The organism is Sphaerisporangium album, assembly GCF_003323745.1.
GTDB lineage: Bacteria > Actinomycetota > Actinomycetes > Streptosporangiales > Streptosporangiaceae > Sphaerisporangium > Sphaerisporangium album.
Window position 1 is genome coordinate 87,227 of record NZ_QOIL01000010.1, and the last position, 25,465, is coordinate 112,691.

Consider the following 25,465-nt stretch of genomic DNA (forward strand, 5'->3'; position numbering starts at 1 on the left):
GATGCTGACGGCGGGAGACGTCCTCCAGCTCATCCGGCGGGGCACGTGCCGCACCCGCAAGGAGCTCATCGACCACACCGGGCTGTCACGGTCCACGATCACCGACCGGGTGGACCGCCTGATCGAGTCCGGCTACATCCACGAGTCGGGCGTCGGCGCCTCCGGGGGCGGGCGCCCGCCGTCGGTGCTCGACGTCGACGCGTCGAACCACCTGCTGCTGGTGGCCGACCTCGGCGCCGGTCACGCCACCGTCGCCCTCACCGACCTCGCCGCGCGCACCCTCGCCGAGGAACACGCCGAGATGCGCATCGAGCGCGGCCCCGAGCCGGTGCTCGCCTGGGTCCGCGAGGCCTTCCAGCGGCTGCTGGCGCGGACGGGCGCCGACCCGGCGCGGGTGCGCGGCATCGGCGTCGACCTGCCCGGCACGGTCGACCCGGCGTCGGGGCGCATGATCAGGTCCTTCCTGATGCCCGGCTGGGACGACCACCCGATCAGCGAGGCCGTCCGCGGCCCGTTCGACGTGCCGATCCTCATCGAGAACGACGCCAACGCGATGGCGCTCGGCGAGTGGTGGGCGTCCTGGCGCCACCAGCCCTCGCTGCTGCTGGTCAAGGTCTCCACCGGCATCGGCGCGGGCATCGTCATCGACGGCCGCGTCCACCGGGGCATCGAGCAGGCGGCGGGCAGCATCGGGCACGTCCGGCTGAACGACCACGACGACCGGGTCTGCACCTGCGGCTCGCGGGGCTGCGTCGCTTCCCTGGCGAGCGGCCAGGCCATCGCCCGCGACCTGGGCCTCGAGTCGAGCCGGGAGGCCGTCCGGCTCGTCCAGGCGGGCGATCCGGCGGCCATCGCGCTCGCCCAGGAGGCGGGGCGCACGCTCGGGATCGTGCTCGCCACCGCGGTCAGCCTGCTCAACCCCGGCGTGCTGGTGCTGGCCGGCGACATGGCCCAGGCCGGTGAGCACTACCTCACCGGCGTCCGCGAGAGCGTGTACCGGTGCAGCCTTCCGTACACCACCAGGAACCTGAGGATCGTCCCGGGCGGGCTCGGCGACCGGGCGGGCGTGCTCGGCATGGCGGTCCTGGTAACCGAGCACGTCCTGTCGCCCGAGGCGGTGGACGCCGCCCTGCATGGCTGAGCGGGCGCTCGCCGGAACGCGGGAAAGATGGCAGGGTTCTCTGCAATGTTGGGGTGTGGGAGCCTTGTTCCGGGGGAAGACCTGAATGCTCGGGAGCCGTTCTGGGCGGGGTGGTGCGGTGATCACGGGGTGCCGGCCTGCGGATCCGGTGGGGGCGCGGCGCGCACGCCGCGTGGGCGAATACGCTCGCGGCCATGACAGGCCGTGATCCCCGCAGCGTGCTGAGGGAACGTCCGTCCGTCCGGCTGATCATTGGCCTGGTCGTGGCCGGGCTGTGCGCGATGGTGTCGTTCTCGTTCGACGTCTTCAACGGCGAGCCGGTGCAGTTCTTCATCGCGCTCGTGCTCGCGCTGGCCCCGGTGCCGCTGCTGCTGGCCGGGCTGCTCGCCCTGGACCGCCTGGAACCCGAGCCGCGCAAGGATCTCGCGTTCGCCTTCATGTGGGGCGCGGGCATCGCCGTGCTCCTCGCCGGCATCGTGAACAGCCTCAACCTGCGGTACGTCACGCTCGCCACCCAGGACCCCACGGGGGCGCGCAACCTCGTGGCCACCTTCGTCGCGCCCGTGGTCGAGGAGACGATGAAGGGGCTCGTGCTGCTCGGCCTGCTGCGCTGGCGCCGGCAGGAACTGGACGGCCCGACCGACGGCATCATCTACGCCGGGATGGTGGGCCTCGGCTTCGCGATGAGCGAGAACGTCAGCTACTACATCATGGCGCTGGACCAGCACGGCGTGCAGGGGCTCGCGGTCACCGTGGTGCTGCGCGGCATCCTGTCCCCGTTCGCCCACCCGCTGTTCACCTCGATGATCGGCATCGCGGTGGCGTACGCCGCGCAGAGCCGGGGGCCGGCGCGGGGCGGGGTCGTCTTCCTCGGATGGCTCGGCGCGATCACCCTGCACGGCATCTGGAACGGCTTCACGTCCTACGGCGGCCTGGGCGGCCTGGCGGCGGCCTACCTGCTGCTGATGGTCCTGTTCTTCGTCGAGCTCGGGGTCGTCCTGAAGGACCGCAGGCGCATCGTCGGCTTCATCCAGTACTACCTGCCGCCCTACGGCGGGCTCGGGCTGGTCACCGACATCGACGTGTTCATGCTGTCCTCCCTGCAGGGGCGCAGGCAGGCCCGGCAGTGGGCCAGGGCGCACGGCGGGCAGCGGGGGCTGAGCGCCATGCGCGACTACCAGGTCGCCGCGACCGAGCTCGGCCTGCTGCACGACCGGGGGCGGCGCGGCGTCATCTCCAGGGACGCCTTCGAGGGGCAGCGGGAAGCCCTGCTGGCCTGCATGAGCGCGGCCAAGTCCGATTTCCCCGTCCCCGCGCGGCACCAGACCACGATCGCCAAGGGCATGGCCCCGCCCGGGTACGCCCCCGGGCACGACCCGCGGCACTCGGCCTCGCCGTACCCGCCGTATCCGCCGTCAGACGGCATTCCCCGCGACCCGGCCTGACCTGTTCGCGGTCTTCGCGAGGTCCGCGGGACGGGCCGCGCGTCACCGGCGGGCCGGCCGGCTAACCGCACCCCACCTGCGTGAAGGACGGGGGAGTCTTGTCCTGTACTTTCGCGATGAATCCGGCGGTCGCCGTCGCCCCGGCCGCCAGCCGGGGGTTGGCCTCGGGCGCGTGGATCATCGCCGTCGGGCCGCTCTGCATCGGCGTGCCCTGCCACGCCTCGGTGATGGTCATCCCGAGCGGCATCGTCCACTGGACGTACCAGGCGTTGATCGGCGCGTCGCCGGTGTTCCTGATCGTCACCTCGCCGCGGAACCCGCCGGGCCAGGCGAACACGGTCTTCACGGACGCCGAGCAGGAGGCGGGCGCCGGCGTCGATGAAGGGGTCACCGGATGGGTCGACGGCACCCCCGGTGGGGAGGGCTGCTGTGACGTCGCCGTGGCCGCCGGCGGAGTCGCCCGTACGGTCTCCGAGCAGCCCGTGAGCGCCGCGACCGTGGTCAGGGCCGCCGCCAGCGCGAGCCCGTACCGGGCCGCCGTCCCCGGTCCGGCTCTTCCGATCGCCTCGGACACGGTGACGGCTGTCGTGGCTCCGCTGGGAGCGCTCCCATGCACGGTGCGGACCCTATCCCGCGTCTGACGGCGGCTCCAGAGGGGCGGGCGCGAAGATCCCGGTGGCACGGAAAGCCGCAGGTCCGCTCGGCGGCCATCTCCGGGACCGATGAAACTTTCGCGACCGGGCGGGCGGGAGCCTCAGCGGCGCGCGCCGAGGATCCGGTCCAGCGAGGTCTCCCTGGGGCCGGGGAACACCGGGGACGAGCGCAGCACCATCGCGTCCAGGAAGCCCTTGGCCGTCGCGCCGAACTCCCGGGCGGCGTAGACGGTCGTCCGGCCGGGCCAGACGGCGAAGGAATCGTCGCCGACCCCGAACGCCTCGATGCCCGCCGCCCGGCACAGCGCCACCGCGCGCGGCAGGTGGAAGTTCTGCGTCACGACGGTCAGGCGGTCGGCCCCGAACACCTCGCGGGCCCGCACACAGGAGTCCCAGGTGTCGAACCCCGCGTAGTCCAGCACCATGACCCGGTCCGGCACCCCGCGCGCGACCAGGTAGGCGCGCATCGCGGACGGCTCGTCGTACCCGGCCCTGCCGTTGTCGCCCGACAGCAGCAGCGCCCGCACCCGGCCGTCCCGGTAGAGCGCGGCGGCGAGGTCCAGCCGCGTGGCCAGCATCGGCGAGGGCACGCCGTGGAACAGCCCGGCTCCCAGCACGAGCGCCACGGGAGCGGGCGGGACGTCGCGGATCCACGCGCCGCCGGGGCCCGCCGTGACCCGGTGGCCGGCGGCGGACAGCCAGGCCCAGGTCATCGGCGCGAGCGTGAGCAGGCTGAGCGCGACGGCCGAGAGGAACAGGCGGCGTCGCGTCCGCAGCGGCCATCGTGGCCGGCGGAATCGGGGCGAATGATCGGTGTGGCCGAGCATGCTCGCTTAGACGCCGACCGCGTCCACTTCGTTCGGGGCGGGTGTGAGGGAGCCCAGCGGGCCGCGCGAGCGCATGAGGAACACCACGCGCAGGGCGGCGATCCAGACCAGCGTCGACCCGAGCACGTGCAGGCCGACCAGGAACGCGGGCACGGCGAGGAAGTACTGCACGTACCCGATCACGCCCTGGGCCAGCTCGACGCCGAGCAGCACCAGCGCGCCCCGCCGGGCCCGGCCCGGGACGTCGGTGACGTGCAGCGCGAACAGCAGCGCGAAGGTCAGGCCGAGCACCACCCACACCGTGTCGGCGTGCAGGCGCGCCATGGTCTCGATGTCGAAGTTGAAACGTGAGGCCGCCTCGTCGCCGGAGTGCGGGCCCGTGCCCGTGACGACCACGCCAGCGACCAGCAGCACGAACACCGCCGTGACCAGCACGAACCCGAGCGTGCGGATGTCGCGGTGGACGAGGCGGCGCGCGGGCGCGTCCCCCTCGCCGGAACGGGCGTAGAGCGCGAACGCGCCGGCGATCATGCCGATGGACACCAGGAAATGGACGCTGACCGTCACCGGGTTGAGCGCCGAGCGGACCACCAGGCCGCCCCACACCGCCTGGAGGGCCACCCCCGCGGGCTGGATCAGTGCCAGGCGCGTCAGCGCCCGGCGGCGGGGGACCAGCCGGAAGGCCGCGACCACGCAGCCCACCGCCACCGCGAGCACCAGGAACGACAGCAGGCGGTTGCCGAACTCGATCGCCATGTTGAGCGGCGCGTGGGCGTCGTGCGGCGCGGGGACGAAGCTGCCGGGCGTGCAGCGCGGCCAGCTCGGGCAGCCGAGCCCGGATCCGGTGAGGCGGACGGCGGCGCCGGTGACGGCGATGCCCGCGTTCGCCACCACGCTCGCCAGCGCCCACCGTCGCATCGACGCGGCGGTCGGCGACCAGGCGGAGTGGAACAACTCCAGGGCCCGGCCCCGGAGCCGTTCGGGAAGAGGCCGCCCGTCGTTACTGGAGAACTGGTCTGCTGCGGTCACGGCACACATCGTAGGTGCCGGGGGGAGTGCCTCTGATTGTGGTGTGTCCGTTACGCGACCTCCGGTCGCGCTGCGTGAGCCGCCTCCGCGCCTGTGCCTTCCGCCGTCGGTAAGGAAGGGGCTCGTTCCTCACCCTTCCGGCTGCCCCTCGCGTGGGCCGGGCGGAGATGGGCGGGTATTGATTGGGGTTGCGGCTATGTGACATATTACTGATTCGTTGAGGATTGTGGCGTTGGGGTGGGGATGACGGACGTCGTGGTGGTCGGCGCGGGGGTCGTCGGGGCGGCGTGCGCGTACTACGCCGCTCGGGCGGGGCTCTCCGTGACGGTCCTGGACCGGGGGCCGGTCGCGGCGGGGACCACCGGCGCCGGTGAGGGGAACATCCTCGTCTCCGACAAGGAACCAGGTCCCGAGCTGGAGCTCGCGCTGCTGTCGGCCCGCCTCTGGCGCGAGCTGGCCGGACTGGGCGGGTTCGAGTACGAGGCCAAGGGCGGGCTGGTCGTCGCCGAGACGTCCGAGGTGCTCGGGTCGCTCGCCGACCTCGCCGTCGCCCAGGCCGGGGCGGGCGTCGAGCACGTGCCCGTGGCCGCCGGCGAGCTGCCCGGCTACGAGCCCGACCTCACGCCGGACCTGGCCGGCGGGGTGTACTACCCGCAGGACTCCCAGGTGCAGCCCATGCTCGCCGCCGCCCGCCTCCTGAGCGGCGCCCCCGGAGCCGTCCTGCGGACCGGCGTGGAGGTCACCGGGCTGCTGCGCGACGGCGACCGGGTCACCGGGGTACGCACGAACGAGGGGGACATCCCGGCGGGCGCCGTGGTCAACGCGGCGGGCACCTGGAGCGGAGAGGTCGCCGCGCTCGCCGGGCTGGACCTGCCGATCCTGCCCCGCCGGGGCTTCATCCTGGTCACCGAGCCGCTCGGCGGACGCCTCGGGCCGCCGCTGATCAGGCACAAGGTCTACACCGCCGCGTACGTCACCGACGTGGCGAGCGACTCGGAGGGCCTGGAGACGAGTGCCGTGATCGAGGGAACGCCCTCCGGCACCGTGCTCATCGGGGCCAGCCGCGAACGCGTCGGCTTCGACCGCACGACGTCGATCCCGGTGCTGGAGGCGCTCGCCCGCCAGGCCGTCGCGCTGTTCCCCGGGCTGGCGGCCCGCCGGGTGATCAGGGCGTACTGCGGCTTCCGCCCGTACTGTCCCGACCATCTGCCCGTCATCGGGGCCGATCCGCGCGCGCCCGGCCTGTACCACGCGTGCGGCCACGAGGGCGCGGGCATCGGCCTCGCCCCGGCGACCGGCCACCTCGTCGCGGGGCTGCTCGCCGGGGCCGCCCCCACGCTGGACCTGAGCCCCTTCCGCCCGGAAAGGTTCGCCGCATGACGCGATCGCAGGAAGGCCCCCACGCGGGCCGCCTCGACGGGGCGCGGCCTGTGCCCGCCTTCGAGATCACCGTGGACGGCCGCCCGGTGCCCGCCGCGCCGGGCCAGACGATCGGCGCCGTCCTGCACGCCGCCGGGGTGGTCTCCTGGCGCACGACCCGGGTCGGCGGGCGTCCGCGCGGCCTGTTCTGCGGCATCGGGATCTGCTTCGACTGCCTGGTCACGGTGAACGGCACGCCGTCGCTGCGCGCCTGCCAGACCGAGGCCCTGCCGGGGGACCGGGTGACCACGGGATGAGCGACCGGGCCATGCCGGGATCGGGCCATGAGGGGCCGGGCACGAGGGACCTGGCCATCGTCGGGGCGGGCCCCGCCGGGATGGCGGCCGCCGTGGCCGCCTCGCGCGCGGGGCTGGACGTGGTGCTGGTCGACGCGCAGGCGCGCCTGGGCGGCCAGTACTTCCGGCACGCGCCCCCCGGCCTCCGCGCCGGGCACCCCGGCACGCCGCAGCGCGGCTTCGGCCGCTTCACCCGCCTCGCCGAGGCCCTCACCGGTGTGGACGTGCGCCTCGGGCACCGGGTCTGGGCCGTGGAGAAGGCCGTGGAGAAGAACGCGGAGAGGAACACCGCCGGGAACGCCGGGAAGGCCGCCGGGAACGATCCGGGGAACGAGGCCGACCAGAACCCCGGGAAGGACGCGGCCGCAGGGTTCATCGTCCACTGCCTGGCGGGGACGCGGGACGAGCGGCGCGTGACCCTCCGCGCCCGGCGGCTGCTGATCGCCACCGGCGCGCACGACCGCCCGCTGCCCTTCCCCGGCTGGGACCTGCCCGGCGTGCTCACCGCCGGGGGCGCGCAGGCGCTGCTCAAGGGCGACCTCGTGCCTGCCGGGCGGACGGTCGTCGTCGCCGGGACCGGCCCGTTCCTGCTGCCCGTCGCGGCGGGCCTGGCCGAGGCCGGCGCGCGCGTGGCGGGCGTGTTCGAGGCGAACGGCGGCGCCGGCCTCGCCCCGGCCCTGGCGGTCCGTCCGGGCAAGCTGGCCGAGGGCGCGGGATACCTGTGGCGCCTCGCGCGGCGCCGCGTCCCGTACGCCGTGCGTCACGCCGTGGTCGAGGCGCACGGCGGGGACCGGCTCACGCACGTCACCGTGGCCCGGCTCGGCCGCGACTGGACTCCCGGCGCGCGGCGGACGATCGCCTGCGACGCGCTGGCGGTCGGCTACGGCTTCGTCCCGCAGATCGAGCTGGCCACCCAGCTCGGCTGCGCCACCGAGGCCGGCGGTGACGGCGAGCAGGTGGTCGTGGTGGACGCCGGGATGCGCACCAGCGTGCCCGGCGTCTACGCGGCGGGCGAGCCCACCGGCGTCGGCGGCGCGGACCTGGCCGAGGCCGAGGGCTGGATCGCCGGGCGCGCCGTGGCCGCCGACCTCGGCCGCCCCGTGCGGCCCGCGCCCGCCCTGTCACGCAGGCGTGACCGCCTGGCCGCCTTCGGCCGGGCGATGCAGGACGCATATCCGGTCCGCGACGGGTGGAAGGGCTGGCTGCGCGGCGACACGCTGGTCTGCCGCTGCGAGGAGGTCCCGTACGCGCGCGTCCGGGAGGCGCTGGCGCTCGGCGCCACCGACGCGCGGTCGGTGAAGCTGCTGGCCCGTCCCGGCATGGGCTGGTGCCAGGGCCGCGTCTGCGGGTACGCCGTGGCGCGCCTGGCGGGCGAGACGTCCCCGCCGCCCCGCCGCCCGGTGGCGCACCCCGTACGGCTGGGCGACCTGGCGGGCCTCCCGGACCGGGCGGACGAGACGCAAGGCACGGCAAACGACCCCGCAGGAGAGGAAGCCCGATGACGACCCGTGAGAAGCCCTGGCACGGTGTGATGGTGGCGACGGCGCTGCCGCTGCGCGAGGACCTGAGCGTCGACGAGGACCGCTACGCCGAGCACTGCCGCCATCTGGTCGAGCAGGGATGCGACGGCGTGGTGCCCAACGGCTCGCTGGGCGAGTACCAGACGCTCACCCCCGGGGAGCGCGCCCGCGTCGTCGAGACGGCCGTCGCGGCGATCGGGGGCGACCGCGTGATGCCGGGCGTGGCGGCGTACGGCGCGGCCGAGGCGCGGCGCTGGGCCGAGCAGGCGGCAGAGGCCGGCTGCCAGGCGGTGATGCTGCTGCCGCCGAACGCCTACCGCGCCGACGAGCGGGCGGTGCTCGGCCACTACCGGGAGGTCGCCAAGGCGGGCCTGCCGATCGTCGCCTACAACAACCCGTACGACACCAGGGTGGACCTGGTCCCGTCGCTGCTGGCGGAGCTGCACGCCGAGGGCCTGATCGCAGGGGTCAAGGAGTTCACCGGCGACGTGCGCCGCCCCTACGAGATCGCGGAGCTGGCCCCGGGCCTGGACGTGCTGATCGGCTCGGACGACGTGGTGCTGGAGCTGGCCCTCTCCGGGGCGGTCGGCTGGGTCGCCGGCTTCCCGAACGCGCTGCCCGCGTCCTGCGTGGCGCTGTACCGGGCGGCGACCGAGGGCGACGTGGCGACGGCGCTGCCGTTGTACCGGGCGCTGCACCCGCTGCTGCGCTGGGACGCCAAGGTCGAGTTCGTCCAGGCGATCAAGCTGTCGATGGACGTCGCCGGCCGGTACGGCGGCCCGTGCCGCCCGCCGCGCGTCCCGCTGACCCCCGAGCACGAGGCCGCCGTCCGCGTCGCCACGGAGAAGGCGCTGGCCGGAGGGCTGAGGTGAGGAGGCGATGAGGACCAGGAAGATCTACCACGTCGTCGACTCGCACACCGAGGGCATGCCGACGCGCGTGGTGACCGGGGGAGTGGGCGTGATCCCCGGGGCGAGCATGGCCGAGCGCAGGGAGTACTTCCTGGCGCACCTCGACCACGTCCGCAAGCTGCTGATGTTCGAGCCGCACGGCCATTCGGCGATGAGCGGCGCGATCCTCCAGCCGCCCACCCGTCCCGACGCCGACTTCGGCGTGCTGTACATCGAGGTGTCCGGGTGCCTGCCGATGTGCGGCCACGGCACGATCGGCGTCGCGACCGTCCTGGTCGAGACGGGCATGGTCGAGGTCGTCGAGCCCGTCACGACCGTGCGCCTGGACACCCCGGCCGGTCTGGTCGTCGCGACGGTGCGGGTGGAGGACGGCGTGGCGGCGGCGGTGACGATCCGCAACGTGCCGTCGTTCAGCGCGGGGCTCGGCCGCACGGTCAAGGTGCCCGGGTTCGGCGAGGTGGCCTACGACCTGGCCTACGGCGGCAACTTCTACGCGATCCTGCCGATCGAGTCGGTGGGGCTGCCGTTCGACCGGGCCAGGGGGCGGGACATCCTGGACGCGGGCCTGGCGATCTCGGCGGCGATCAACGAGGCGGACGAGCCCGTGCACCCGCTGGACCCGGGAATCCGGGGCTGCCACCACGTGCAGTTCGTCGCCCCGGGCTCGGACGCGCGGCTGTCGCGGCACGCCATGGCCATCTATCCGGGCTGGTTCGACCGGTCGCCGTGCGGCACGGGGACCAGCGCCCGCATGGCGCAACTGCACGCGCGCGGCGAGCTCCCCCTGGGCGAGGACTTCGTCAACGAGTCGTTCATCGGCACGCGGTTCACCGGGCGGCTGCTGGAGGAGACCGAGGTGGCGGGGGTGCCCGCCGTCGTCCCGGCGATCACGGGCCGGGCGTGGCTGACGGGCACGGCGCAGCACTTCCTGGACCCGGCGGACCCCTTCCCGGAGGGCTTTCTGCTGTGATGTCCTGGTGGCCGTATCGTGGTCCACGACATGGACTATGGTTTTATGTAGCGGGACAGCGCTCGCCCGGCATGGAGATCGAAGAGGGGTCCACGATGGATGTTGTCGAAAGCCGTTCGCCGCAGAACCCCGCCGACCTGGTGGCGAGCGCGCCCGTGGCCGGCGCGGACGGCGTCGCCGATGCCGTGCGACGGGCACGGGCCGCGCAGGCGCGGTGGGCCGGGGCGAACGCCGCCGAGCGCGCCGCCGCGCTGACCTCCGCGGCCGAGGCCGTGGCGGGCGCCGCCGGCGAGCTCGCCGAGCTGGTGGTCCGGGAGGCCGGCAAGCCGGTCGCCGAGGCCAGGGGCGAGGTCGCGCGGTCGGCGGCGATCCTGCGCTACTACGCCCAGCAGGTCTTCGACCCGATCGGCGCCGTGCACGAGCCCTCCGGCGCCGGGCTCGCCTACACGCGCAGGCGCCCGCGTGGCGTGGCGGGCCTGATCACGCCGTGGAACTTCCCCCTGGCCATTCCGCTGTGGAAGGCGGCCCCGGCGCTGGCCTTCGGCAACGCCGTCGTCCTCAAGCCCGCCCCGCACGCCCTCGCCTGCGCCCTGCGCCTGGCCGAGCTGCTCGCCCTGCCCGAGGACCTGTTCCAGGTCGTCCCCGGCGGTCCCGAGGAGGGCGCGGCGCTCGTGGAGGCCGCCGACGTCGTCTCCTTCACCGGATCGGCGGCCGTGGGCCGCGAGGTGAGCGTGGCCGCGGTGCGCCGGGGCGTCGCCGTCCAGGCCGAGATGGGCGGCCAGAACGCCGCCATCGTCCTGCGCGACGCCAACCTGGAGGCGGCGGCCGCGCAGATCGCCGCCGCCGCGTTCGGGTACGCCGGGCAGAAGTGCACCGCGACCAAGCGGGTGATCACGGTCGGCAACGCCGCGGAGGTGCGCGAGGCGCTGGTCGCCGCCGTCGCCAAGCTCGGCGTGGGCGACCCGTCCGACCCCGGCACCGCCGTCGGGCCGCTGATCGACGAGGCCGCCCGCGACCGCGTCGTCGCGGCCGCCACCGGGGGGCGGACGCTGACCGGCGGCGCGGCGCTGGACCGCGCCGGCTGGTTCGCCGCGCCCACCCTGGTGGACGACGTCCCGGACGGGCACGTCCTGGCGTGCGACGAGGTGTTCGGCCCCATCTGCCTGGTGCAGGACGCCGGGTCGGTGGACGAGGCCGTGGCCCTGGCCAACGGCGTGCGCTACGGGCTGGTCTCCGCCGTCTACACCCGCGACCTGGACCGCGCGCTGGAGGTCTCGGCGCGGCTGGACACCGGCCTGGTGAAGGTCAACAGCCCCACCTCGGGCGTGGACTTCCACCTGCCGTTCGGCGGCGAGAAGGACTCCAGCTACGGGCCCCGCGAGCAGGGCAAGGCAGCCCAGGAGTTCTACACCTCGACCCGCACGGTCGCGCTGGCGCCTGCCGGTCACTGACCACGGTCCCCGGGGGGCGCGGCGGGTCGTCACCGGCCCCTACGGGTCCTTACCGGCCTCCTAACGGTCTGGTATCGACGTCTTGACGCGGACATGGGCCACAGGTGCAATGTCACGCACCATGTGGGACGGCGCTGTTTCGCGAGGAGAAGAGACGATGGGCAGATCGCGTATATCGGTGATCGCGGCGATGCTGGCGGCCGCGAGCCTGCTGACCGCCGGATGCGGGCAGGGCCTGCTCGACGGCGGCTCGAACTCCGGGGGAGACGAGGGACCCATCACGCTCGGGATGCTGATCCCGCAGTCCGGCAGCGAGGCCGCCATCGGACCGTACATGAAGAACGCCGCCCAGCTCGCCGTGGACGAGATCAACGGCAAGGGCGGCGTCCTCGGCCGCAAGCTGGAGCTCAAGGTCGCCGACGACGCCTGCGACGCGCAGACCGCCGTCGCGGGCGCCAACAAGCTCGTCACCGAGGGGATCAAGGTCTCGGTCGGCGGCTACTGCTCCGGGGCCACGCTGCCCACCCTGCCGGTCTTCGGCAAGGCGAACATCCCGATGATCATCCCGGCGGCGAACTCGCAGGAACTCGTCGACCAGCACCTCAAGCACGTCTTCCTGATCAACGGCACCGGCACCCAGCAGGCGACCGCGGCCATGGCCTGGATGACCAAGCAGGGCGCCACGAGCGTCGCGCTGGTGCACGACAACACCAGTTACTCCAAGGACATCGCCGTCCGCACCCAGAAGCTGCTCGACGAGGCCGGCGGTCCCGAGACGGCGATCCTGGAGGCGGTGACGCCCAAGGAGAGCGACTACAGCGCGAACATCCACAACATCCTGGCCAAGAAGCCCGACTTCGTCTACTGGACCGGCTACTTCCAGGAGGGCGGCCTGATCATCCGCCAGCTCCGCCAGGCCGGGTACAAGGGCAGCGTCATGGTCGGCGACGGCGCGGTGTCGGAGAAGCTCGCCGAGATCGCCGGGGGCGACGCCGCCGAGGGCGTGTACGCCACGATGACCCAGACCCCCGAGACGCTCCAGGGCGCCGAGGCCTGGATCGCCGCCTACAAGAAGAAGTTCAACGCCGACCCCGGGCCGTACTCCAACCAGGCCTACGACGGCGTCCGGCTGGCCGCCGAGGCGATCACCAAGGCCGGGTCCACCGACGGCGACAAGGTGATCGCCGCGCTGGAGGCCGTCGACGGCTTCCCGATGTTCTCCGGCCCGCTGAAGTTCACCGCCGACCACACCCTGTCCACCGGCGGCTTCCAGATCCTGGTCGTGAAGTCCGGAAAGTTCGCCCTGCAGGACGCGCTCAAGTGAGGCCCGGCACGTCCCGTACGGCGGCTTCCCCCGCGGTGACCACCCCATGATCCGCACGGCGGTCCCCCCGGCGGCCGGCGCCCACCCGGCGCCCGGCCGCCGCGGCCTCGAAGGAAGCACGACATGGCACAACTGATCTGGAACGGGCTGTTCGTCGGCTCGTTCTACGCGCTGGTGGCGCTCGGCTACAGCATGGTCTACGGGATCATGAAGCTGCTGAACTTCGCCCACGGCGACATCTACATGCTGGGCGCCTTCACCGGCTTCGCGATCCTCGGAGCGGTGGGCGGCGTCTCGCCGGGCATGGCGCTGCCCGTCCTGCTCGGCGTCCTGGTCGTCACGATGGGCGTCACCGGCCTGTCCGGCGTCGTGCTGGAGCGCGTCGCCTACCGGCCGCTGCGGAGCGCGCCGCGCCTGTCCCTGCTGATCACGGCGGTCGGCGCCTCCTTCGCGCTGGAGTACGGCATGCGCGCCGCCGCCGGCGCCGACCCGCGGGTCTACCCGCTCAGGCTCGGCGGCACGACCGTCGAGCTGCTCGGCGCGCGCATCACCCTCCAGCAGGTCGCGCTGATCATCGTCGCGATCGCCCTGATGGCGGGGCTGAACGTGCTGGTCACCCGCACCCGCGAGGGCCGCGCCATGCGGGCCATCGCCCTGGACCCGCGCACGGCCGCGCTGATGGGCATCAACGTCAACGCGGTGATCTCCCGCACGTTCTTCCTCGGCTCGGCGCTCGCGGGCGCGGCCGGCGTGATGGCCGGCGCCTACTACGGCAAGGTCGACTTCCTCATGGGCTTCCTCATCGGGCTCAAGGCGTTCACCTCGGCGGTCATCGGCGGCATCGGCAACATCACCGGCACCATGCTCGGCGGCCTGCTGCTCGGCCTGCTGGAGTCGTTCGGCACCTACTGGCTCGGCGGCGAGTGGCGCGACGTGTTCGCCTTCGGCGTGCTGATCCTCTTCCTGACCGTGCGGCCGACCGGCCTGCTCGGCGAGCGCGTGACGGAGCGCGTGTGACCGCGCCCGCCCCCGCCCCCGCCCCCGCCCGGCCGCGCCGCGGGACGGCGCTCGGCCGCGCCACCTCGCGGCTGTTCGACAGCAGGTGGGCGGGCCTGGCCGGGCTCGCGATCGCGGTCCTGGCCCCGTTCGTCATCGCCACGCCGTACGCTCTGTCGGTCATGACCAGCGCGGCGATCTTCGTGATGCTCGCCTCCGGGCTGAACATCGTGGTCGGCTTCTGCGGCCTGCTCGACCTCGGGTACGTCGCCTTCTTCGCCGTCGGCGCCTACACCAGCGGCGTGCTCAGCACCCGGCTCGGGCTTCCGCTGGTCGCGACCGTGCCCGCCGTGATCGCCGTCACGGTGGTCGCCGGCATCGTGATCGGCGCCCCGACCCTGCGGCTGCGCAGCGACTACCTGGCCATCGTCACGCTGGGCTTCGGCGAGATCATCCGCATCACCGCCAACAACCTGGACGTCACCGGCGGCCCCTCCGGCATCTACGGCATCCCCGGCCTGACGGGCAGCCCGGTGGTCTTCTACTACCTCGTCGTGGTGGTCGTCTCGGTCGCCGTCATCGGCGCCTCCCGGCTCGGCCGCTCCCGCCTCGGACGGGCCTGGCGGTTCGTCCGCGAGGACGAGGACGCCGCCGAGGCCATGGGCGTGCACACCTACCGCGTCAAGCTCGCCGCCTACATCGCGGGCGCCGTCTGGGGCGGCCTGGCGGGCGTGCTGTTCGCCGCGCAGCTCTCGGCCATCTCGCCGGGCAGCTTCACGTTCCTGCAGTCGGCGCTCGTGCTCATGGCCGTGGTGCTCGGCGGCATGGGCTCGACCCCGGGCGTGGTGATCGGCGCGATCGTCATCAGCCTGCTGCCCGAGGTGCTGCGCGACCTCGCGGACTACCGCTTCTTCGCCTTCGGCGTCCTGCTCATCCTCGTCATGCTGGTCCGCCCGCAGGGACTGTGGCCGCACCGCTCCCGGGAGGCGGGCTCATGACCCTGCTGTCCGTCCAGGACCTGCGCCTGTCCTTCGGCGGCCTGCTCGCCATCGACGGCCTGAGCTTCTCGGTCGGCGAGGCCGAGATCGTCTCGGTCATCGGGCCCAACGGCGCGGGCAAGACCTCGGCCTTCAACTGCGTGACCGGGTTCTACCGGCCCACCGCCGGCCGCGTCACCCTGTCGGGCAGGGACGTCACCGGCCTGCGCCCGTCCAGGATCGCGGCGCTCGGCGTGGCCCGCACGTTCCAGAACCTGCGCCTGTTCGGAGAGATGTCCGTCCTGGACAACGTCCGCGCCGGGGCGCACCTGTGGCTCGGCCAGAGCTTCCTCGACGCGCTGCTGCACACCCCGCGCTACCGGCGCACCGAGCGCGAGTGCACCGAGCAGGCCCACCATTGGCTGGACTTCGTCGGCCTGCGCGGCGACCGCTTCGGCGAGGCCCGCGCCCTGCCGTACGGCGAGCAGCGGCGGGTGGAGATCGCCCGCGCGCTGGCCCGCAAGCCCGGGTTGCTGCTGCTGGACGAGCCCGCCGCCGGGCTCAACCACGGCGAGAAGGCCGAGATGCTCGACCTGATCCGCAGGATCCGCGGCCTCGGCATCGCCACCGTGCTCATCGAGCACGACATGGGGCTGGTCATGGAGGTGTCCGAGCGGGTGGTCGTGCTCAACTTCGGTCGCGAGATCGCCGACGGCCGTCCCGAGGACGTCCGCCGCGACCCCGCCGTCATCGAGGCGTACCTGGGCAAGGACGACGAGGACGAGGCGGCCGACGAGTACCGGGGAGGCCGCGATGGCGGCGCTTGAGGTCGGCGGGCTCGACGTGCACTACGGCGGCGTGCACGCCCTGCGCGGCATGTCGCTGACCGTCGGGGAGGGCGAGATCGTCGCGCTGCTCGGCAACAACGGCGCCGGCAAGACCACCACGCTCTCGGCGATCTCCGGCCTGGTGCGGCCGAGCGCCGGGAAGATCGTCTTCGACGGCCGGGACCTCACCCGGGCCAGGCCCGAAGCGATCGTCCGCGCGGGCCTGGTGCACGTCCCCGAGGGACGCCGGGTGTTCAGCACGCTGACCGTCCATGAGAACCTGCAGATCGGCGGGTATCCGGTCCGCGACAAGGCCGAGATCCGCCGGCGCGTCGACCGCGTCTACGCGCTGCTGCCGCGCCTCGCCGAGCGCCGCGCCCAGCAGGGCGGCACGCTGTCGGGCGGCGAGCAGCAGATGCTCGCCATCGGCCGCGCGCTGGTCTCCGGCCCCCGGCTGCTGCTCCTGGACGAGCCGTCCATGGGCCTGGCGCCGCTCGTCGTCGCCTCGGTCATGGAACTGGTCCGCGAGGTCAACCTGGAAGGGGTGTCGGTCCTGCTGGTCGAGCAGAACGCCAAGGCGGCGCTGAAGATCGCCCACCGCGGGTACGTGATCGAGAGCGGCGCGTGCGTGCTCGGCGGGTCCGCGGCCGAGCTGCGCGGCGACTCCCGGGTCGTCGAGGCGTACCTGGGCGGGGTCTGACGATGGAAGGCCCGCAGGAGACGGCGATCGAGACGGTGGACTACCACACCGGCGGGGAGCCGTTCCGCGTCGTCACGGCCGGCGCGCCGGAGATCCCCGGCCGGACGGTGCTGGAGCGCAGGACCCGCGCGTCCGGCCCGGACGTCGACCGGATCCGCAGGCTGCTGTGCCACGAGCCGCGCGGCCACGCCGACATGTACGGATGCTTCCTGGTCCCCCCGGACGACGAGGGGGCCCACCTCGGCGTGCTGTTCTGGCACAAGGACGGCTACTCCACCGCCTGCGGCCACGGCACCATCGCCCTTGGCGTCCACGCCGTGGAGACGGGCCTGGTCAAGGCCGCCCCCGACGGCGACACCGACGTGGTCGTCGACGTGCCCTCCGGCCGGGTCACGGCCCGGGTGCGCCGCGCGGGCGGGACGATCGAGTCGGTGACGTTCAGGAACGTTCCCTCCCGCGTGGTCGCGCGGAACGTCCCGGTCACCGCGACCACCGGGCGCGCCGTCGTCGAGACCACGGTGGACGTCGCCTACGGCGGCGCGATCTACGCCTCGGTGCCCGCCGCGGCGTTCGGGCTCGCCGTGGAGCCCCGCCACCTCACCGACCTCATCGCCCTCGGCCGCTCCGTCAAGGCCTCGCTGGCGGGCCACCCCGCGGCCCGGCACCCCGCCGACGACCGGCTGTCGGGCGTCTACGGCGTGATCTTCCACGACGAGCTCGCCCCCGGCCGCCAGCGCAACGTCACCGTCTTCGCCGACGGCGAGGTGGACCGCTCGCCCTGCGGCTCGGGGACCGCCGCCCGGCTCGCCCTGCTCCACGCCGACGGGTTCACCGGGGAGCTGGTCCACGAGAGCGTCGTCGGCAGCGTGTTCACCGGGCGGGTCGCCGAGGTGCGCGGCGACGCCGTGATCCCCGAGATCACCGGCATGGCCTACCGCACCGGGACGCACCGCTTCACCCTCGACCCCCGCGACCCCGTCGGCCCCGGGTTCACGCTCCGATGAGCGCGCCGCCCTGCATCGACGGAGACGCCGTCCGCGGGCTCCTGCCGATGGCCCAGGCTGTTCGAGAGCGTGGGCATGGCCTGGGAGGATCTGGTCGTGGCGGCCGCCGTCACGGCGCGTGGAGGGGCAATGAGCCGGGAGGGGATGCCGGGATGACCACTGGGTCCGAGCGGAGCGGGCCGTGAGCGAGGAGGGCGGGCTCCACCTGCCGGTCATGAGCGGGCGCCAGAGCCTGCGCGAGCAGGTCGCGCAGGCCCTGAGGGACGCGCTGGTCGCCGCGGAGATGCGCCCGGGCGTCGTGTACTCGGCGCCGGTGCTGGCCGCCCAGTTCGGCGTCTCGGCCACGCCCGTGCGCGAGGCCATGCTCGACCTGGCCAAGGAGGGGCTCGTCGAGGCGGTGCGCAACAAGGGCTTCCGGGTGACCGAGCTGTCCGAGCGCGAGCTGGACGAGCTCACCGAGATCCGCGCGCTGCTGGAGGTGCCGACGGTCGCCCGCCTGGCCGACGCCGCGCGGGCGGGGGAGTTCGAGTCGCTGCGGCCGGTGGCCCTGGAGATCGTCGCCGCGGCCGAGTCCGGCGACCTTCTGGCCTACGTCAACGCGGACCTGCGCTTCCACGTGGACCTGCTCCGGCTGGCGGGCAACGCCCACCTGGTCGAGATCGCCCGCGACCTGAGGTACCGCGCCCGGCTGTACGGGCTGAAGGGCCTGTCGGAGCGGGGCGCGCTCGTCCACTCGGCCCGGGAGCACCTGGACCTCCTGGACGCGCTGGTGCGCGGCGACGCCGGGGCCGCCCGGCGCGTGATGGAGCACCATATCCAGCACGTACGAGGCATCTGGGCCGACCGCCCGGAGTGACCGGCCGGCGCGCGAGCGTCCTCCCTGGACTGCCTCCCGTCAGCGGTGATGGGTTGTGATCGGTATGGCCACGTACGGTTAACCTGTTGACTCGATAGGTAATGTGGGGAATCGTGGGTCGGCGACGGACAAGAGTCACCTGACCTCGGAGGGCCACATGAGCGTCACGGACGAACTTCTCGCCAACGCCGGGCGATACGCCGAGCGGTTCGACAAGGGGCACCTCCCGCTGCCCCCGGCCAAGGGCGTCGCCGTCCTCGCCTGCATGGACGCGCGGCTCAACGTCTACGGCCTGCTCGGTCTGTCCGAGGGCGACGCGCACGTCATCCGCAACGCCGGCGGGGTCGTCACCGCCGACGAGCGGCGCAGCCTCGCCATCAGCCAGCGCCTGCTCGGCACCCGCGAGATCATCCTGATCCACCACACCGACTGCGGCATGCTGACCTTCACCGACGACGGCTTCAAGCACGCGATCGAGGCCGAGACCGGCATCAAGCCCGACTGGGCCGCCGAGGCGTTCACCGACCTGGACGAGGACGTCGTGCAGTCGGTCAACCGCATCAGGGCCGACCCGTTCATCCCGGTCAAGGACTCCGTGCGCGGCTTCGTGTACGAGGTCGAGACCGGGCGCCTGCGCGAGGTCAAGGCCTGAGGCCGGGCCGCCGTTCCCGTCCACGCCCCGGGAGCGGCGGCCCCCGCGCCCGATCCGCGCCTCCCCGGACCCGGTGCTTCGGACGGCGCTTAAGAACGCGCTCAGGACGTGCTCAGGACGTGCGGGTGGCGCCGACCGAGGCGATGACCACGCAGCCGATCGCCGCCCACTCGCGCACGTTCAGGATCTCCCCGAGGACGAACAGGCCCACCAGCGCGGCGGCCGCCGGCTCCACGCTCATCAGGATGCCGAAGACCCGCTTCGGCATCCGGCGCAGCGCCTCCAGCTCCAGGCTGTAGGGGATGACCGACGAGAGCAGCCCGACCCCCGCCCCCAGCAGCAGCAGCTCGGGACGCAGCAGGTCGGCGCCCCCGGTGGCGATCCCGGCGGGCGCGCTCACCGCCACCGCGACGATCATCGCGAAGGACAGCCCGGTCGTTCCCGGGAACCGCTTGCCCACGGCCGCCGACAGCAGGATGTACGCCGCCCAGCACGCGCCCGCCAGCGCGGCGAAGCCGATGCCGGGCAGGCTCAGGCCGCCGCCGCCGTCCCACGGCGCCAGCAGGACGATGCCGAGCGCCGCCAGCACCACCCACAGCAGGTCGGCCCTGCGGCGGGAGGCCGCGACGGCCACGCCGAGCGGGCCGAGGAACTCGATCGTCACGCAGATGCCCATCGGCAGCCGCGCCAGGCCCTCGTAGAACGAGATGTTCATGACCCCGAGCGTGAGGCCGAAGGCCAGCCCGGCGGCCAGGTCGCGCCGCGTCAGCCCCCGCAGGCGGGGCCGGGCCACGACGCCCAGGATCAGCGCCCCGGTGGCGATGCGCAGGAACACCACGGCGGTGGGCGGGAGCGCGGTGAACAGGTCCTTGGCGAAGCCCGCGCCGATCTGCACCGACAGGATCGCCAGGAGCACCAGCCCCGGCGGGGGCACGGCCCCGGCCGCCGCCCGGGCGAGGGAGCCGGGGCGCGGGCGATCACGCGAGAACGGCCCGTCGGAGACGGACAGGGTCGGCACGGCCATGAGGGTCTTCTCGCGTTCCTCGCACCTTCTGGCGCGGTCGGGGGAGATCGGGGACGTCGCGACGCCGGACGGCCGGGGGTGTCCGCGACCTGACGGCCCGCGTCGGTGTCCTCCTAGGAATACATGCACGCCGGTCACCGCCCGCGCGCGGGGGCCGCCGCGCGCTCTCCCCGCCTCCCGGGTCACCCCGCCGAGCGGGGCCGGGCGTACCCGTGATGCCGTGGCGGGGAGACCCCGCAGTCACCGGCCGTGCGCGGGGCCGGGCGCGCGAGGTGGCCCCGCCGCGACGGGATCCGGCGGCCCCGGGGTCACTCCCAGCGGAACGTGCGGGCGGCCAGGGCCAGTGTCACCGCGGCCCACGCGAGGAGGATCAGCAGCTCACGAGCCGGCAGCCCGCCGCCCTGGGCGAGAATCGACCGCAGGCCCCCGGTCAGGGCCGTGATGGGCAGCACCTCGGCCACCACGCGCAGCGCGTGCGGGAACGACGTCACCGGCACCACCACGCCGCCGAGGCCGAGCAGCACCAGGTAGACGAGGTTCGCCGCCGCCAGCGTCGCCTCGGCGCGCAGCGTGCCGGCCATCAGCAGCGCGAGGCCGCTGAACGCCGCCGTCCCGGCGAGGACCATCACCAGGACCAGGGCGAACGCCTCCAGCGGGGCGCCGTGCGGGCGCCATCCGAGCGCGAGCGCCACGGCCGCGATGACGGCGAACTGGAGGATCTCGACGGTGATCACCGCGAGGGTCTTGGCCAGCATGAGCCCCGCGCGCGACAGCGGCGTGGCGCCGAGGCGCTTGAGCACGCCGTACCTGCGCTCGAAGCCGGTGCCGATCGCCTGGCCGGTGAAGGCCGTCGACATGATCGCCAGGGCGAGCACCCCGGGCGCGACGAAGTCGATGCGCCTGCCCGGCACCTCCAGCAGCGGGGCGGCCGAGAACCCGACGAGCACGAGCAGCGGGATGATCATGGTGAGCAGGAGCTGCTCGCCGTTGCGCAGCACCGCCCGCACCTCGGCCCCGGTCTGGGCCAGCACCATGCGGTGCAGCGGCGCCGCGCCCGGGCGCGGCGTGAAGTCCAGCGCGGCGCTCACCGGGCCCGCCCTCCGCCCGACGGGGCCGTGCGGCGCGGGACGGCCGCGCCCGGCGTGATGTCGGGGGTGATGTCCGGGGTGGTCACCGGAGCTCCCTTCCGGTCAGTTCGAGGAAGACGTCCTCCAGGGTGCGCCGCTCTACGCTGAGGTCGTCGGCGGTCACGCCCTCGGCGGCGCACCAGGCGGTGACCGTGCCGAGCAGCTCGGGCCCGACGTGCCCCTCGATGACGTAGTGGCCGCTCGGCGACTCCTTGGCGGCCGTGCCCGTGGGAAGGGCGGTCAGCAGCTCGTCCAGGTCGAGCCCCGGCCTGGCCCGGAAGCGGAGCTGGCGCTCGGCGCCCGTCAGCGTGCGCGGGCTGCCCTCGGCGACGACGGTGCCCCGGTCGATGATGACCACCTTGTCGGCGAGCTTCTCGGCCTCGTCCATGTGGTGGGTGGTCAGCACCGTGGACACCCCCCGGGCGCGCAGCTCGCCGACGACGTCCCAGCAGGCGTGCCGCGCCTGGGGGTCGAGCCCCGCGGTCGGCTCGTCCAGGAAGACCAGCTCGGGACGGCCGATGATGGCCGCGGCCAGCGACACGCGCTGCTGCTGGCCGCCCGACATGCGGCGGTAGGGGGTGCGGGCGTGCTCGGTCAGCCCCAGCCGGTCGAGCAGCGCTCCAGGGTCGAGGGGATGGGCGTGGAAGCGGGCGACCAGCCGCAGCCACTCGCCGGCCCGCATGGCCGGGGGCACGCCGCCGGCCTGGAGCATCACGCCGATGCGGGGCTTGAGCCTCGCGGCGTCGCGCGCGGGGTCGAGGCCGAGCACCCGGACGGCGCCGCCATCGGCCCTGCGGAACCCCTCGCAGATCTCGATCGTCGAGGTCTTCCCGGCGCCGTTCGGGCCCAGGATGGCCGTGACCGCACCGCGTTCGGCGCTCAGCGTCAGGCCGTCGACGGCGATCGTGCGGCCGTATCGCTTGACCAGGTCGGTGAGCGCGACGGCTGGGGAGTCCATGCTGACGAGTCTAGGGACCGCGCGGGGCGGTCCCCGCGCCGGACCGCGCCGCCCGGGCCGCGTCGCGGTAAAGGGAGGTAAAGGTTGCGGGCGCCTCCCGCCAAGGCGGCCGGTCGCCGCGCGGGGGGATCGCGCGCCGTGTGACGCTGGCCCCGTGCTCGCCCCGGCGCGCGGGGAGTCCGGGGCAGGGCGTCGACGCGTCCCGTCGAGGCCGCCACGGGCGCCGGTCCCGGTGCTCCGCGCCGGGGCCCGTCCGGAGACCGGGCGCGCAGCGTCCGCGGCAAGGGAGGTCCGCAATGCCGGCCCGTAGCGGTTACCAGCCCGGTGTGCCCTGCTGGGCGGATCTCTCCAGCCCCGACCCTCGCGCGTCGGCCGCCTTCTACGAGGAGATCTTCGGGTGGCGCGCCGGGTTCGACCCCGACCCGGAGGCGGGCGGATACGGGACGTTCCGGCAGGACGGCAAGCTCGTCGCGGGCGTCGGGCCCACGTTCGGCCCCGGCAGGCCCCCGGCCTGGAACACCTACATCGCCACCGGCGACGCCGAGTCGGTCGCCGGCAGGGTCAAGGAGGCCGGGGGGCGGGTGTCCACCGGCCCGGTCCAGGTCTTCGACGAGGGCTCCATGGCCGTGTTCGAGGATCCGGCGGGCGCCGTCTTCATGGTCTGGGAGCCCGGGCGGCACTTCGGCGCGCAGCTCGTCGGCGAGCCGGTCTCGATGTGCTGGAGCGCCCTGGACACGCGCGACCCCGAGGACGCCAAGGCGTTCTACCCGGCCGTGTTCGGCTGGGCCGGCCGCGGCGTCCCCGGCGGGGGGCACACCGAGTGGCTGGTGGACGGCAGGCCGGTCGCGGCCATGACCCCGACCGGCGGCGAGCTTCCCGGGGGAGCGCGGGCCCGCTGGCTGGTCCATTTCGCCGTGCGCGACTGCGACGCCGTCGTGGCCCTCGCGGCCGAGCGCGGCGCGACGGCGCTCCAGCGGCCCCGGGACCTGCCGCCGGGCCGGTCCGCCGTCCTCGCCGACCCCTTCGGAGCCGTCTTCGCCGTCACGGCCCTCAGGCCCGCCGGGTGAATCGAGCGAAGGTCGAGATTAGGTAAGGCTTCCCTGCGTGACGGACTGCATTCGGTCCGCGCGCGTTCACGGGTTGTGCCTCGGGAAGGAATTACGGCACACTGATGTTGTGAAAAACGTGACCGGGATGACGAACGCCGAGAAGGGCGCCGAGCGCGGTACGCGCGCGCGCGTCGCTCGGCTGATCCTGGAACACGGCCCGGTCGACGCCGCCGCGCTGGGCGAGCGGCTGGGGCTCACGCCCGCGGCGGTCCGCCGCCATCTGGACGCGCTGCTCGCCGAGGGAATGATAGAGCCTCGCACCGCACGGCCACGCGGGCAGCGGGGCCGGGGCAGGCCGGCGAAGCTGTTCGTCATCACCGACGCGGGCCGCAGCGCCTTCGAGCACGCCTATGACGGTCTCGCGGGCGGCGCGCTGCGCTTCCTGGCCGAGCGCATGGGCGAGGAGGCCGTGGCCGAGTTCGCCAGATCCCAGGTCAGCGGCCTGGTCAGGCGCCTGGAGCCGTTGATGCGCGAGGTCCCCGCCGACCAGCGGGTGCGCGTGCTGGCCGAGGCGCTGACGGCCGACGGCTACGCCGCCTCGGCCAGCACGGCCAAGTCCGGCGGCGAGCAACTGTGCCAGCACCACTGCCCGGTCGCGCACGTGGCGGCGGAGTTCCCGCAGCTCTGCGAGGCCGAGACCGAGGCGTTCGGGCATCTGCTCGGCACGCCGGTGCAGCGCCTGGCGACGATCGCCCACGGCGACGGGGTTTGCACGACCCACGTCAGCCCGCGGGCGCTGGCGTCCCAGCACACCACGCAGGGCACGCGTGACGGCTCCGACCCGACCGTCGGCAATTCGCGGAACTCGATCGATAAGAGCAAGGAGACCGGAAGGTGACTGTCACCGACCGCCCGGAGCTTGAGGGCCTCGGGAACTATAAGTTCGGCTGGGCCGATTCCGACGTGGCCGGCGCCACCGCGCGCCGAGGCCTGTCCGAGGAGGTCGTGCGCAACATCTCCGCGCTGAAGAACGAGCCGGAGTGGATGCTCGACCTTCGCCTCAAGGGCCTGCGCCTGTTCGGCAAGAAGCCTCTGCCGAGCTGGGGCTCCGACCTCACGGGCATCGACTTCGACAACATCAAGTACTTCGTCCGCTCCACCGAGAAGCAGGCCGCTTCCTGGGACGAGCTTCCCGCGGACATCAAGAACACCTACGACAAGCTCGGCATCCCCGAGGCGGAGAAGCAGCGGCTGATCGCCGGCGTCGCCGCCCAGTACGAGTCCGAGGTGGTCTACCACAAGATCCGTGAGGACCTCGAGGAGAAGGGCGTCATCTTCCTCGACACCGACACCGGCCTCAAGGAGCACCCCGAGCTCTTCAAGGAGTACTTCGGGTCGGTCATCCCGGTGGGCGACAACAAGTTCGCCTCGCTGAACAGCGCGGTGTGGTCGGGCGGCTCGTTCATCTACGTCCCGCCGAACGTCAACGTCGAGATCCCGCTCCAGGCCTACTTCCGGATCAACACCGAGAACATGGGCCAGTTCGAGCGCACGCTGATCATCGTCGACGAGGGCTCGTACGTCCACTACGTCGAGGGCTGCACGGCGCCGATCTACTCGTCCGACTCGCTGCACAGCGCGGTCGTCGAGATCATCGTGAAGAAGAACGCCCGCTGCCGGTACACGACCATCCAGAACTGGTCGAACAACGTCTACAACCTGGTCACCAAGCGCGCCGTCGCCTACGAGGGCGCCACCATGGAGTGGATCGACGGCAACATCGGCTCCAAGGTCACGATGAAGTACCCGGCGGTCTACCTCATGGGCGAGCACGCCAAGGGCGAGACCCTGAGCGTCGCCTTCGCCGGCGAGGGCCAGCACCAGGACGCGGGCGCCAAGATGGTGCACCTCGCGCCGAAGACCTCCTCGACGATCGTCTCCAAGTCGGTCGCGCGCGGCGGCGGGCGCACGTCCTACCGCGGCCTCGTCCAGATCGAGGAGGGCGCGGCGGGCTCGGCGTCCACCGTGAAGTGCGACGCGCTGCTCATCGACCAGATCAGCCGCTCGGACACCTACCCCTACGTCGACGTCCGCGAGGACGACGTCTCCATGGGGCACGAGGCCACGGTCTCCAAGGTCTCCGACGACCAGCTCTTCTACCTGATGAGCCGAGGCCTCAACGAGGACGAGGCCATGGCCATGATCGTCCGCGGCTTCGTCGAGCCGATCGCGCGCGAGCTGCCCATGGAGTACGCCCTGGAGCTCAACCGCCTGATCGAGCTGCAGATGGAAGGGGCGGTGGGCTGACC

Annotated in this window: 25 protein-coding genes; 19 read left to right on the top strand and 6 right to left on the bottom strand. The window is 73.5% G+C overall.

The window, feature by feature from the left end:
- Position 1: 1 nt before the first annotated feature.
- Both DQ384_RS18825 and DQ384_RS18830 read left to right on the top strand, forming a co-directional pair.
- A complete protein-coding gene (locus DQ384_RS18825; protein WP_114030155.1) occupies positions 2–1,141 on the top strand; it encodes an ROK family transcriptional regulator in 1,140 nt (379 codons plus the stop codon).
- A gap of 194 nt (positions 1,142–1,335) precedes the next feature.
- Entirely contained in the window at positions 1,336–2,586 is a 1,251-nt protein-coding gene (locus DQ384_RS18830) for a PrsW family intramembrane metalloprotease (protein WP_114030156.1), read from the top strand.
- 61 nt (positions 2,587–2,647) lie between these two features.
- On the opposite strand, the gene DQ384_RS18835 is transcribed toward DQ384_RS18830, so the two are convergent.
- The 3 genes from DQ384_RS18835 to DQ384_RS18845 form a co-directional block, all read right to left on the bottom strand.
- Positions 2,648–3,160, bottom strand: a complete 513-nt coding sequence (locus DQ384_RS18835; RefSeq protein ID WP_245966594.1) for a cellulose binding domain-containing protein — start codon at positions 3,158–3,160, stop codon at positions 2,648–2,650.
- A gap of 180 nt (positions 3,161–3,340) precedes the next feature.
- On the bottom strand, positions 3,341–3,952 hold the full coding sequence (locus tag DQ384_RS18840) for a SanA/YdcF family protein (RefSeq protein WP_245966595.1): 612 nt from the start codon (positions 3,950–3,952) through the stop codon (positions 3,341–3,343).
- 120 nt (positions 3,953–4,072) lie between these two features.
- Positions 4,073–5,095, bottom strand: coding sequence for a COX15/CtaA family protein (locus DQ384_RS18845; protein WP_245966596.1), 1,023 nt, complete (start codon positions 5,093–5,095; stop codon positions 4,073–4,075).
- A gap of 243 nt (positions 5,096–5,338) precedes the next feature.
- Between DQ384_RS18845 and DQ384_RS18850 the strand changes: the two genes are divergently transcribed.
- From DQ384_RS18850 to DQ384_RS18915, 14 genes are all read left to right on the top strand, one after another.
- Positions 5,339–6,475, top strand: a complete 1,137-nt coding sequence (locus DQ384_RS18850) for an NAD(P)/FAD-dependent oxidoreductase (protein ID WP_114030160.1) — start codon at positions 5,339–5,341, stop codon at positions 6,473–6,475.
- Positions 6,472–6,771, top strand: a complete 300-nt coding sequence (locus DQ384_RS18855) for a (2Fe-2S)-binding protein (RefSeq protein ID WP_114030161.1) — start codon at positions 6,472–6,474, stop codon at positions 6,769–6,771. The genes DQ384_RS18850 and DQ384_RS18855 overlap by 4 nt, the downstream gene beginning before the upstream one ends.
- Complete coding sequence (locus DQ384_RS18860) at positions 6,768–8,312, top strand: FAD/NAD(P)-dependent oxidoreductase (protein ID WP_181871284.1); 1,545 nt, start codon at positions 6,768–6,770, stop codon at positions 8,310–8,312. Before DQ384_RS18855 ends, DQ384_RS18860 begins: the two co-directional genes overlap by 4 nt.
- A complete protein-coding gene (locus tag DQ384_RS18865; RefSeq protein ID WP_114030163.1) occupies positions 8,309–9,202 on the top strand; it encodes a dihydrodipicolinate synthase family protein in 894 nt (297 codons plus the stop codon). Before DQ384_RS18860 ends, DQ384_RS18865 begins: the two co-directional genes overlap by 4 nt.
- Positions 9,203–9,209: 7 nt before the next feature.
- A complete protein-coding gene (locus DQ384_RS18870) occupies positions 9,210–10,211 on the top strand; it encodes a proline racemase family protein (protein WP_114030164.1) in 1,002 nt (333 codons plus the stop codon).
- Positions 10,212–10,306: 95 nt separating this feature from the next.
- Entirely contained in the window at positions 10,307–11,662 is a 1,356-nt protein-coding gene (locus DQ384_RS18875; RefSeq protein WP_114030345.1) for an aldehyde dehydrogenase family protein, read from the top strand.
- A gap of 157 nt (positions 11,663–11,819) precedes the next feature.
- Positions 11,820–12,986, top strand: coding sequence for a branched-chain amino acid ABC transporter substrate-binding protein (locus tag DQ384_RS18880; RefSeq protein WP_114030165.1), 1,167 nt, complete (start codon positions 11,820–11,822; stop codon positions 12,984–12,986).
- 123 nt (positions 12,987–13,109) lie between these two features.
- The gene (locus tag DQ384_RS18885; protein WP_114030166.1) at positions 13,110–14,003 is read left to right on the top strand and encodes a branched-chain amino acid ABC transporter permease; all 894 of its coding nucleotides are present in this window, start codon (positions 13,110–13,112) and stop codon (positions 14,001–14,003) included.
- Positions 14,000–14,980: a branched-chain amino acid ABC transporter permease gene (locus DQ384_RS18890; RefSeq protein ID WP_114030167.1), complete on the top strand. Its 981-nt coding sequence runs from the start codon at positions 14,000–14,002 to the stop codon at positions 14,978–14,980. The genes DQ384_RS18885 and DQ384_RS18890 overlap by 4 nt, the downstream gene beginning before the upstream one ends.
- The gene (locus DQ384_RS18895; RefSeq protein WP_114030168.1) at positions 14,977–15,786 is read left to right on the top strand and encodes an ABC transporter ATP-binding protein; all 810 of its coding nucleotides are present in this window, start codon (positions 14,977–14,979) and stop codon (positions 15,784–15,786) included. Before DQ384_RS18890 ends, DQ384_RS18895 begins: the two co-directional genes overlap by 4 nt.
- Complete coding sequence (locus tag DQ384_RS18900) at positions 15,773–16,486, top strand: ABC transporter ATP-binding protein (RefSeq protein ID WP_114030169.1); 714 nt, start codon at positions 15,773–15,775, stop codon at positions 16,484–16,486. Before DQ384_RS18895 ends, DQ384_RS18900 begins: the two co-directional genes overlap by 14 nt.
- 2 nt (positions 16,487–16,488) lie before the next feature.
- Complete coding sequence (locus tag DQ384_RS18905; RefSeq protein ID WP_114030170.1) at positions 16,489–17,490, top strand: proline racemase family protein; 1,002 nt, start codon at positions 16,489–16,491, stop codon at positions 17,488–17,490.
- Between the two features lie 181 nt (positions 17,491–17,671).
- The gene (locus DQ384_RS18910) at positions 17,672–18,346 is read left to right on the top strand and encodes a GntR family transcriptional regulator (protein WP_245966597.1); all 675 of its coding nucleotides are present in this window, start codon (positions 17,672–17,674) and stop codon (positions 18,344–18,346) included.
- 157 nt (positions 18,347–18,503) lie between these two features.
- Complete coding sequence (locus tag DQ384_RS18915) at positions 18,504–18,998, top strand: beta-class carbonic anhydrase (RefSeq protein ID WP_114030171.1); 495 nt, start codon at positions 18,504–18,506, stop codon at positions 18,996–18,998.
- Positions 18,999–19,110: 112 nt separating this feature from the next.
- Here the strand turns inward: DQ384_RS18915 and DQ384_RS18920 are convergent, their stop codons facing one another.
- The 3 genes from DQ384_RS18920 to DQ384_RS18930 all read right to left on the bottom strand — a co-directional run bounded on the left by DQ384_RS18920 (position 19,111) and on the right by DQ384_RS18930 (position 22,107).
- Positions 19,111–20,022: an EamA family transporter gene (locus DQ384_RS18920; protein WP_114030172.1), complete on the bottom strand. Its 912-nt coding sequence runs from the start codon at positions 20,020–20,022 to the stop codon at positions 19,111–19,113.
- A gap of 308 nt (positions 20,023–20,330) precedes the next feature.
- Positions 20,331–21,056, bottom strand: coding sequence for an ABC transporter permease (locus tag DQ384_RS18925; RefSeq protein WP_114030347.1), 726 nt, complete (start codon positions 21,054–21,056; stop codon positions 20,331–20,333).
- Between the two features lie 136 nt (positions 21,057–21,192).
- Positions 21,193–22,107 (bottom strand): ABC transporter ATP-binding protein, encoded by a 915-nt coding sequence (locus DQ384_RS18930; RefSeq protein WP_114030173.1) that lies wholly within the window; start codon positions 22,105–22,107, stop codon positions 21,193–21,195.
- Between the two features lie 296 nt (positions 22,108–22,403).
- Between DQ384_RS18930 and DQ384_RS18935 the strand changes: the two genes are divergently transcribed.
- The 3 genes from DQ384_RS18935 (at position 22,404) to sufB (ending at position 25,463) form a co-directional block, all read left to right on the top strand.
- Positions 22,404–23,174, top strand: a complete 771-nt coding sequence (locus DQ384_RS18935) for a VOC family protein (protein ID WP_114030174.1) — start codon at positions 22,404–22,406, stop codon at positions 23,172–23,174.
- A gap of 127 nt (positions 23,175–23,301) precedes the next feature.
- Positions 23,302–24,054: a helix-turn-helix transcriptional regulator gene (locus DQ384_RS18940; protein WP_245966619.1), complete on the top strand. Its 753-nt coding sequence runs from the start codon at positions 23,302–23,304 to the stop codon at positions 24,052–24,054.
- A complete protein-coding gene (gene sufB, locus DQ384_RS18945; protein ID WP_114030175.1) occupies positions 24,051–25,463 on the top strand; it encodes a Fe-S cluster assembly protein SufB in 1,413 nt (470 codons plus the stop codon). The genes DQ384_RS18940 and sufB overlap by 4 nt, the downstream gene beginning before the upstream one ends.
- Positions 25,464–25,465: the final 2 nt, after the last annotated feature.

Coding starts and splice junctions, on each gene's coding strand:
- DQ384_RS18880 (WP_114030165.1), top strand. CDS start 11,820: ATGGGCAGATCGCGTATATCGGTGATCGCGGCGATGCTGGCGGCCGCG.
- DQ384_RS18860 (WP_181871284.1), top strand. CDS start 6,768: ATGAGCGACCGGGCCATGCCGGGATCGGGCCATGAGGGGCCGGGCACG.
- DQ384_RS18865 (WP_114030163.1), top strand. CDS start 8,309: ATGACGACCCGTGAGAAGCCCTGGCACGGTGTGATGGTGGCGACGGCG.
- DQ384_RS18905 (WP_114030170.1), top strand. CDS start 16,489: ATGGAAGGCCCGCAGGAGACGGCGATCGAGACGGTGGACTACCACACC.
- DQ384_RS18895 (WP_114030168.1), top strand. CDS start 14,977: ATGACCCTGCTGTCCGTCCAGGACCTGCGCCTGTCCTTCGGCGGCCTG.
- DQ384_RS18875 (WP_114030345.1), top strand. CDS start 10,307: ATGGATGTTGTCGAAAGCCGTTCGCCGCAGAACCCCGCCGACCTGGTG.
- DQ384_RS18915 (WP_114030171.1), top strand. CDS start 18,504: ATGAGCGTCACGGACGAACTTCTCGCCAACGCCGGGCGATACGCCGAG.
- DQ384_RS18930 (WP_114030173.1), bottom strand. CDS start 22,107: ATGGACTCCCCAGCCGTCGCGCTCACCGACCTGGTCAAGCGATACGGC.
- DQ384_RS18885 (WP_114030166.1), top strand. CDS start 13,110: ATGGCACAACTGATCTGGAACGGGCTGTTCGTCGGCTCGTTCTACGCG.
- DQ384_RS18935 (WP_114030174.1), top strand. CDS start 22,404: ATGCCGGCCCGTAGCGGTTACCAGCCCGGTGTGCCCTGCTGGGCGGAT.
- DQ384_RS18900 (WP_114030169.1), top strand. CDS start 15,773: ATGGCGGCGCTTGAGGTCGGCGGGCTCGACGTGCACTACGGCGGCGTG.
- DQ384_RS18830 (WP_114030156.1), top strand. CDS start 1,336: ATGACAGGCCGTGATCCCCGCAGCGTGCTGAGGGAACGTCCGTCCGTC.
- DQ384_RS18855 (WP_114030161.1), top strand. CDS start 6,472: ATGACGCGATCGCAGGAAGGCCCCCACGCGGGCCGCCTCGACGGGGCG.
- DQ384_RS18840 (WP_245966595.1), bottom strand. CDS start 3,952: ATGACCTGGGCCTGGCTGTCCGCCGCCGGCCACCGGGTCACGGCGGGC.
- DQ384_RS18925 (WP_114030347.1), bottom strand. CDS start 21,056: ATGGTGCTGGCCCAGACCGGGGCCGAGGTGCGGGCGGTGCTGCGCAAC.
- DQ384_RS18920 (WP_114030172.1), bottom strand. CDS start 20,022: ATGGCCGTGCCGACCCTGTCCGTCTCCGACGGGCCGTTCTCGCGTGAT.
- DQ384_RS18825 (WP_114030155.1), top strand. CDS start 2: ATGCTGACGGCGGGAGACGTCCTCCAGCTCATCCGGCGGGGCACGTGC.
- DQ384_RS18870 (WP_114030164.1), top strand. CDS start 9,210: ATGAGGACCAGGAAGATCTACCACGTCGTCGACTCGCACACCGAGGGC.
- DQ384_RS18850 (WP_114030160.1), top strand. CDS start 5,339: ATGACGGACGTCGTGGTGGTCGGCGCGGGGGTCGTCGGGGCGGCGTGC.
- DQ384_RS18940 (WP_245966619.1), top strand. CDS start 23,302: ATGACGAACGCCGAGAAGGGCGCCGAGCGCGGTACGCGCGCGCGCGTC.